7 protein-coding genes are annotated in these 7611 nt (G+C 69.7%); 3 read left to right on the forward strand and 4 right to left on the reverse strand.

Annotation, left to right across the window (positions count from 1 at the left end; all coding sequences use genetic code 11):
- The 3 genes from VFF46_RS35615 to gatB form a co-directional block, all read left to right on the forward strand.
- The coding region (locus tag VFF46_RS35615; RefSeq protein WP_325041664.1) for an Asp-tRNA(Asn)/Glu-tRNA(Gln) amidotransferase subunit GatC at positions 1 to 141 on the forward strand (141 nt) is incomplete at its 5' end.
- Positions 142 to 143: 2 nt separating this feature from the next.
- A complete protein-coding gene (gene gatA / locus VFF46_RS35620) occupies positions 144 to 1649 on the forward strand; it encodes an Asp-tRNA(Asn)/Glu-tRNA(Gln) amidotransferase subunit GatA (RefSeq protein WP_325041658.1) in 1506 nt (501 codons plus the stop codon).
- Positions 1646 to 3142 carry an Asp-tRNA(Asn)/Glu-tRNA(Gln) amidotransferase subunit GatB gene (gatB, locus tag VFF46_RS35625; RefSeq protein ID WP_325041659.1) on the forward strand — a complete coding sequence of 499 codons (1497 nt, stop codon included), beginning with the start codon at positions 1646 to 1648 and terminating at the stop codon, positions 3140 to 3142. Before gatA ends, gatB begins: the two co-directional genes overlap by 4 nt.
- Before the next feature lie 54 nt (positions 3143 to 3196).
- On the opposite strand, the gene VFF46_RS35630 is transcribed toward gatB, so the two are convergent.
- The 4 genes from VFF46_RS35630 to VFF46_RS35645 form a co-directional block, all read right to left on the reverse strand.
- Entirely contained in the window at positions 3197 to 3625 is a 429-nt protein-coding gene (locus VFF46_RS35630) for a hypothetical protein (RefSeq protein ID WP_325041660.1), read from the reverse strand.
- 174 nt (positions 3626 to 3799) lie between these two features.
- Positions 3800 to 4756 carry a PQQ-dependent sugar dehydrogenase gene (locus VFF46_RS35635; RefSeq protein ID WP_325041661.1) on the reverse strand — a complete coding sequence of 319 codons (957 nt, stop codon included), beginning with the start codon at positions 4754 to 4756 and terminating at the stop codon, positions 3800 to 3802.
- Positions 4757 to 4931: 175 nt separating this feature from the next.
- Positions 4932 to 6218 (reverse strand): cyclopropane-fatty-acyl-phospholipid synthase family protein, encoded by a 1287-nt coding sequence (locus VFF46_RS35640; protein ID WP_325041662.1) that lies wholly within the window; start codon positions 6216 to 6218, stop codon positions 4932 to 4934.
- Positions 6215 to 7594, reverse strand: a complete 1380-nt coding sequence (locus VFF46_RS35645; protein ID WP_325041663.1) for an FAD-binding oxidoreductase — start codon at positions 7592 to 7594, stop codon at positions 6215 to 6217. Before VFF46_RS35645 ends, VFF46_RS35640 begins: the two co-directional genes overlap by 4 nt.
- Positions 7595 to 7611: the final 17 nt, after the last annotated feature.

The following is a 7611-nucleotide window of genomic DNA, read 5'->3' on the forward strand; positions in this document are numbered from 1 at the left end:
ACCTCGCACGCCCTGCCGCTGACCAACGTGATGCGCGCGGACGAGAACGTCCCGTGCCTCACCCCCGAGCAGGCGCTGTCCGGCGCGCCGGCCGCGGAGGAGCAGCGCTTCCGGGTGCCGCGGATCCTGGAGGAGGACTGACGATGACCGACCTGACCAGGAAGACCGCGGCCGAGCTCGCGGAGCTCATGACGTCCAAGCAGGCCAGCTCGGTGGAGATCACCCAGGCCCACCTGGACCGGATCGCCGCCGTCGACGGTGACGTGCACGCGTTCCTGCACGTCGACACCGAGGGCGCGCTGGCGCAGGCGAAGGCGGTCGACGACAAGCGCGCCGCGGGCGAGCAGCTCGCCCCGCTGGCCGGCGTGCCGCTGGCGCTGAAGGACGTGCTCACCCAGGAGGGCGTGCCGACCACGGCCGGTTCGAAGATCCTCGAGGGCTGGAAGCCGCCGTACGACTCGACCGTCGTCAAGCGCTTGAAGGCCGCCGGGATCGTGATCCTCGGCAAGACCAACATGGACGAGTTCGCGATGGGTTCCTCCACGGAGAACTCGGCGTACGGCACCACCCACAACCCGTGGGACCTGGCCCGGATCCCAGGCGGTTCCGGCGGTGGCTCGTCCGCGGCCATCTCGGCGTACGAGGCGCCGCTGGCGATCGGCACCGACACCGGTGGCTCGATCCGCCAGCCGGGGGCGTTCACCGGGACGGTCGGGGTCAAGCCGACGTACGGCGGCACCTCGCGGTATGGGCTGATCGCACTCGCGTCGAGCCTGGACACGCCGGGTCCGTGCGCGCGAACGACGCTCGACGCGGCGCTGCTGCACGAGGCGATCGCGGGCTGGGACCCGATGGACTCGACCTCGATCAACCAGGACGTCCCGCCGGTGGTCGCGGCGGCCCGCAACGGCGACGTCGCCGGGCTGCGGATCGGTGTCGTCAAGGAGCTCGGCGGCGAGGGGTACCAGCCGGGTGTCGAGGCGCGCTTCCACGAGGCGGTCGAGCTGCTCACCAAGCTCGGCGCCGAGGTGGTCGAGGTGTCCTGCCCGCACTTCCAGTACGCGCTCCCGGCGTACTACCTGATCCTGCCGAGCGAGGCCTCGTCGAACCTGGCCAAGTTCGACGCGATGCGGTACGGGCTGCGGGTCGGCGACGACGGCGAGAACAGTGCGGAGAAGGTCACCGCGCTGTCCCGCGAGGCCGGCTTCGGCGCCGAGGTGAAGCGCCGCATCATCCTCGGTACGCACGCGCTCTCCAGCGGGTACTACGACGCCTACTACGGCCAGGCGCAGAAGGTGCGGACGCTGATCGCCCGCGACTTCGCGAACGCGTACGAGCAGGTCGACGTCCTGGTCTCACCGGCCACGCCGACGACCGCGTTCGCGATCGGCGACCGGATCGACGACCCGATCGCGATGTACAAGAACGACCTGTGCACGATCCCGTCCAACCTGGCCGGCAACGCGGCCGCGTCGTTCCCGTGCGGTCTCGCCGACGAGGACGGGCTGCCGGTCGGCTTCCACGTGATGGCGCCGGTGATGCGCGACGACCTGCTGTACAAGGTCGGCGGCGCGCTCGAGGCGGCGCTCGCCGAGCAGTGGGGCGGCGTACTGATGACGAAGGCTCCGGAGCTGGAGGTGACCCGATGACCGCCGATGTGCTTGAGATCAACGATGCTTTGACGCAGTACGACCCGGTCATGGGTCTGGAAGTGCACGTCGAGCTGAACACGAAGTCGAAGATGTTCTGCGGCTGCCCGACCGAGTTCGGCGCGCCGCCGAACACCCAGACCTGCCCGGTCTGCCTCGGTCTGCCGGGCGCGCTGCCGGTGGTGAACGCGAAGGCGGTCGAGGCCGCGATCAAGATCGGCCTGGCGCTGAACTGCGAGATCGCCGAGTGGTGCCGGTTCGCCCGGAAGAACTACTTCTACCCGGACATGCCGAAGAACTTCCAGACCTCGCAGTACGACGAGCCGATCGCGTTCAACGGCTGGACCGAGGTCGCCGTCGACGGCGAGACGTACCGGATCGAGATCGAGCGCGCGCACATGGAGGAGGACACCGGCAAGGCCACCCACGTGGGCGGCGCGACCGGGCGGATCCACGGCGCCACGCACTCGCTGGTCGACTACAACCGGGCCGGCATCCCGCTGATCGAGATCGTCACCAAGACGATCGAGGTGCCGGGGGAGAAGGCCGCCGCGGTGGCTCGTGCGTATGTGAGTATGCTCCGCGACCTGCTGTTCTCGCTGGGCGTCTCGGACGTCCGGATGGACCAGGGGTCGCTACGCGCTGACGTCAACGTGTCGCTGAAGCCGTCCGGCTCGACCGCGCTCGGCACCCGCACCGAGACCAAGAACGTGAACTCGTTCCGTTCGGTCGAGCGCGCGGTGACGTACGAGATCACCCGGCAGGCGGCAGTGCTGTCGTCCGGCGGGAAGATCCTGCAGGAGACCCGGCACTGGCACGAGGACACCGGCATCACGACGGCCGGCCGGGAGAAGTCCGACGCCGACGACTACCGGTACTTTCCGGAGCCCGACCTGGTGCCGGTGGCGCCGTCGCGCGAATGGGTCGAGGAGCTGCGCGCGACGCTGCCCGAGGCTCCGTCGGTACGGCGGGCCCGGCTGCAGACGGACTGGGGCTTCACCGATCTCGAGATGCGCGACGCGGTGAACGGCAACGCGGTCGAGCTGATCGTGGCGACGGTCGAGCTCGGGGTGACGCCGGCCGCGGCGAAGAAGTGGTGGCTCGGCGAGCTCGCCCGCGCCGCGAACGAGGCCGGCACCGAGCTGGACAGCCTGCAGGTCGGACCGGCCGAGGTCGCCGAGGTGCAGAAGCTGGTCGACGACGGCACGCTGAACGACAAGCTCGCGCGGCAGGTGTTCGAGGGTCTGCTCGCCGGTGAAGGTACGCCGGCGGAGATCATCGAGAAGCGTGGGCTGGCGCTCGTGTCCGACGACTCGGCGCTGCTCGAGGCCATCGACCGCGCGATCGCGGCGAACCCGGACGTGGTCGAGAAGGTGAACTCCGGGAAGCCCGCCGCAGCGGGCGCGCTGATCGGCGCGGTGATGAAGGACATGCGCGGTCAGGCCGACGCGGCCAAGGTCCGCCAGCTGCTGAACGAGAAGCTGGGTATCTGACGCTCTCCTGAGGTGCCGGACCCCGCTGCACAGGGTCCGGCACTTCAGTCTTTTTCAGGCGGCGTCGCGGTGTTCCTCGGGGTGCGCGTCGGCGGTCACGTCGTGCTCGACGTGGCTGTCGACCTCGACCTCGGCCGCGTCCGCGAGCAGGGTCTGCGCGACCGACAGTTCGTCGGCCGGGCAGCGGAGCTCGTAGTACGTCGGGAGGGTCTCGGTGGTGACCGTTTCGGGCCGGTTGCGGACCAGCCCGCGGAACAGTCCCCACAGCGCGCCGACGAGCAGGCCGTACACGAAGCCCCACAGCACGACCGCGAAGCTGGTCAGTGTGGTCTGCGCGACCAGCGTGACGAAGACCGCCGCGAGGATGCCGACCAACGCGCCTTGCAGGGCGCCGGTCGCGGTCAGCCGCACGACCGGGATTCGCGGCCGTCTTGTTGCCTGCCGGAGGCCGGCACCGACGATGTCCAGGCTCGTCGCGTCCATCCCGTAGCTTCTCAGGTACTGCGCTGTTCGCTGAGCGTCCGCGAAGTTGCTCACCGATGCGATCACACTGCTGGGGACGCCAGACGCCTGGCCGGTCGGCATACCGATCTCCTCCTCAGGTCGTGGTTTGTTCAACATGTACCAGACGACCCAAGCGGCGAAACGGTTGACTGTCTAGGACGTGCTGATCGTCACGCGGAGGATGCGATCGTCGCCGGCCCGGGGCTGACCGCGGCCGTCGGTGTTCGACGTGGTGACCCACAGCGAGCCGTCCGGAGCGAGCTCGACGGTGCGCAAACGCCCGTACTGCTTGGTGAAGAACGCCTTCGGCTCGCCGATTCGCTTGCCTCCTGCAACGGGTATCGCCCAGAGCCGCTGGCCGCGCAGCGCCGCCATGAAGACGTACCCCTTGGCGAACGCGATCCCGGACGGCGACGCGTCGGCGGTCGGCCACTGCGCGATCGGGTCGGTCATCCCGTCCAGGTGACTGATCCCCTCGGCGGCCGGCCAGCCGTAGTTCGCGCCCGGGGTGATCACGTTCAGCTCGTCCCAGGTGCTCTGCCCGAACTCGGAGGCGTACAACTGGCTGCCGTCGAACGTCAGGCCCTGCACGTTCCGGTGCCCTTTGGTGATCCACACCCGGCCGTCCGGGTTTCCCGGCGCGGCCTTCCCGTCGGTGGTGATCCGCAGGATCTTCCCGCCGAGCGAGTTGTCGTCCTGCGAGTTCGGCTGCTCCGAGCCGTCGCCGGTACCGGCGTACAGGAACCCGTCCGGCCCGAACCGCAACCGCCCACCGTTGTGGATCGCCGCTTCCGGAATTCCGTCCAGGATCACCTGCTGGTCGGACAACTTCCCGTCCTGGTAGGTGATCCGCGCGATCCGGTTGTCGCTCGCGGCGGAGTAGTACACGTAGATGTACGGCCTCCCCGGATACCCCGGATCCACCGCAAGCCCCAGCAGCCCTCCCTCGGACGAGGCCTTCACCCCGTCCACGACCCCCACCTCGACGGCCCGCCCGCCGACGACCCGCACGATCTTCCCCGCATCCCGCTCGGTCACCAACGCGCTCTTGTCCGGCAGAAACCCCAGCCCCCAAGGCACCTCCACCCCGGAAACCACCGTCGAAGCCACCGTCAACTCAACCGGAGCCGCAACCGTCGCGGGAGCCGACGACGAGGCGGAGCTGCTAGGCGTTGACTCGGAACACCCCACGACGAAAGCCGACGCGACGATCACCGCCGCAGCTCTACCCCACACGTCCGTCTCTCCTTCGCTGGCCTGCCACCAAGCTAGCGGGCCGGCGCGGTCAGCTGCCCCAGGTGGGGCGGAGGGGGAAGTGGGCGTTGCCGCGGTCGTCGAGTTTGGCTGCCAGGACCTGGTGGAGCTGGATGGTGTTGTGTTCGAAGCCGGCTCGGCTGGCGGCCAGGTAGAGGCCCCAGATCTTGGCGGTGGCGGGGCCGACCTCGGCGACGGCCTCGTCCCAGTGGGCGACGAGGTTGTCGTTCCAGGCGGCCAGCGTGAGGGCGTAGTGCTCGCGGAGGTTCTCCTCGTGGCGGACCTCGAAGCCGGCGTCCTGGGCCTCGGCGATGATGCGGCCGGAGCCGATCAGTTCGCCGTCGGGGAAGATGTAGCGGTCGATGAACGCGCCGGTGCTGCGGAAACGGTTGTCCGGCCGGGTGATGCAGTGGTTGAGCAGCCGGCCGCCGGGGCGGAGCCGGTCGTGCAGGAACGCGAAGTACGACGGGTAGTTGCGGACGCCGATGTGTTCGGTGAGGCCGATCGAGCTGATCGCATCGAAGTCCCGCTCGGGGACGTCGCGGTAGTCCAGGAACCGTACCTCGGCCAGGTGCTCCAGCCCGTCGGCCTTGATCGCGGCGGAAGCCCATTCGGCCTGCGCCTCCGACAGCGTCACGCCGAGCGCCTGTACGCCGTACTCGCGGGCCGCGTGCCGGACCATCCCGCCCCAGCCGCACCCGACGTCGAGGAGCCGTTGACCGGCCCGGAGGTCGAGCTTGCGCGCGATCAGGTCGTACTTCTCGAACTGCGCCTCCTCCAGCGAAGCATCCGCCGTCGGGTAGACCGCGCACGTGTAGGTCATCGACGGGCCGAGCACCCACTCGTAGAACGTGTTCGACACGTCGTAGTGGTGGTGGATCGCGGACTTGTCCCGCGCCTTCGAGTGCCGCAGGCCCTCGAACGTCCGGCGCCACTTCGGCAGGTGCTCCTGCGGCGGCGGGGGCGGCGGCTTCAGGTGGCTCCAGCCGAGACCGCGGATGATCCGCAGCGCGTCGGCGGCCTTCGGGCGGTGGAAGTGGAACTGGTCCAGGATCAGCCGCATCAGCTCGTACGGGTTGCCCGGGTGGACGCCGGTGATCTCCAGGTCGCCCATCACGTACGCGCGCACCAGCCCGAGGTCCCCCGGCGCGGTGAGGATGTAGGACAGCCCGCGCTCGGAGGCCAGGTGCATGTGGATCGGGGAGTCCTCGGGCCCGGCCGCGCTTCCGTCGTACGCCGTGAACCGGAACGGCAGCCCGTCCGGAATCACGGTCGTCAGAGCCTCGGCGATCGATACCTGGGTCGCGACCGTCGTCATCGTCGCGTCACCGCCTTTTCGTAGAGCCCGGTGAGGCGGGCGTCTGGGTCGTAGCGTTGCTTCACCTTGGTCAATGCCTGGACGTTGTAGAGCCGGTCGAACGTGTCCCGGTCGTAGTACGCGTCGGAGTACAGCGATTTGTGGCCGCCGAAGTCGCCGACCGCCTGTTCGATGCGGCGGTTGACGTCGCCGTCGGCGGCGCCGGGGGCGATCGGTACGGTGCCCCAGAAGCCGACGTTCACGTACGTCTCGCCAGGTTTGAGTGGATAGAGCGGCCAGGACTCGGAGCCGCGGAGCCGGAGCGGGCAGAGCCACACCGGCCGCATCCCGACCTCCTTGTCGAACCAGCGCAGGAAGTCGGCGAGCCGGGCGACCGGGATCTCCACGTCCTGTACGACGCGTTCCCGGTCCGGGCGGCCGCGCCGCTGGTTCAGCCGGGCCGCGTAGTGGTGCCGGTTCTCGAAGCCGACGATCTTGTGGAACACGTCGCTCCGCCGCCACCGCCGGGGCCACAGCCGCCGTACGACCGGCTGCTGGGCGCCGAACGCGGCGGAACACCAGAACCAGTCGGTGTCCCAGCGCCACAGGTAGTCGTGCGCGGTGAGGAAGTCCGTCGGCCGCTGCCGGATCGACCGGTAGTAGATCTGCCGGCCGGTGTAGTCGCTGGTCCTGGTGGCCGCGTCGCTGTTCCGCCCGAGGGTCAGGTACGCCTCCGACGGGCTGAACGCGACGCCGTCGACGAAGTGCACCGGCTCGCCCTCGTACGTGCCTGAGGCAACGATCTCGTCGATCGCCGGAGCGAGCGCGTCGAGCCCGACCCGGACGTGCCGGAGCGCGACGTACGGCGAGATCCGGTCGAGCTCGATCCGCAGCCGGGTCGCGTAGCCGAGGGTTCCGTACGAGTTCGGGAACATCCGGAACAGGTCCGCGTGCTCACCGTCCGGGCGGGCCGTGACCAGGTCGCCGGCGCCGGTCAGGATGTCCAGCTCGAGCACCGACTCGTGCGGCAGGCCGGCGCGGAACGACGACGACTCGATGCCGAGGCCGGTGACCGCGCCGCCGAGCGTGATCGTCTTCAGCTGCGGCACCACCATCGGCGTCAGCCCGTACGGGAGGGTCGCGGCGACCAGGTCCTCGTACGTGCACATGCCCTGGACGTCGGCCGTCCGGGCGGCCTGGTCGACGGCGATCACGCCGGTCAGCTGCGAGACGTCCAGCCCCGGGCGCTCGGTGTCCGCGCGCGGCCGGAACAGGTTCGAACTGCGCTTCGCGAGCCGGACGGGATCGCCGTTCGGGATCCGCCGGTACGACTCCCGCAGCCGCCCGACGGCCTGATCGTGCGCCACCACCGCCGCCACATCCGATGTCGAAGGCACCGATCCAGCTTACGACG

This window comes from Kribbella sp. (genome assembly GCF_035655035.1).
Lineage (GTDB): Bacteria > Actinomycetota > Actinomycetes > Propionibacteriales > Kribbellaceae > Kribbella.

Bases quoted from the DNA above. Each gene is read 5' to 3' on its own strand.
- gatB (WP_325041659.1), top strand. From the start codon at position 1,646: ATGACCGCCGATGTGCTTGAGATCAACGATGCTTTGACGCAGTACGAC.
- gatA (WP_325041658.1), top strand. From the start codon at position 144: ATGACCGACCTGACCAGGAAGACCGCGGCCGAGCTCGCGGAGCTCATG.
- VFF46_RS35630 (WP_325041660.1), bottom strand. From the start codon at position 3,625: ATGGACGCGACGAGCCTGGACATCGTCGGTGCCGGCCTCCGGCAGGCA.
- VFF46_RS35640 (WP_325041662.1), bottom strand. From the start codon at position 6,218: ATGACGACGGTCGCGACCCAGGTATCGATCGCCGAGGCTCTGACGACC.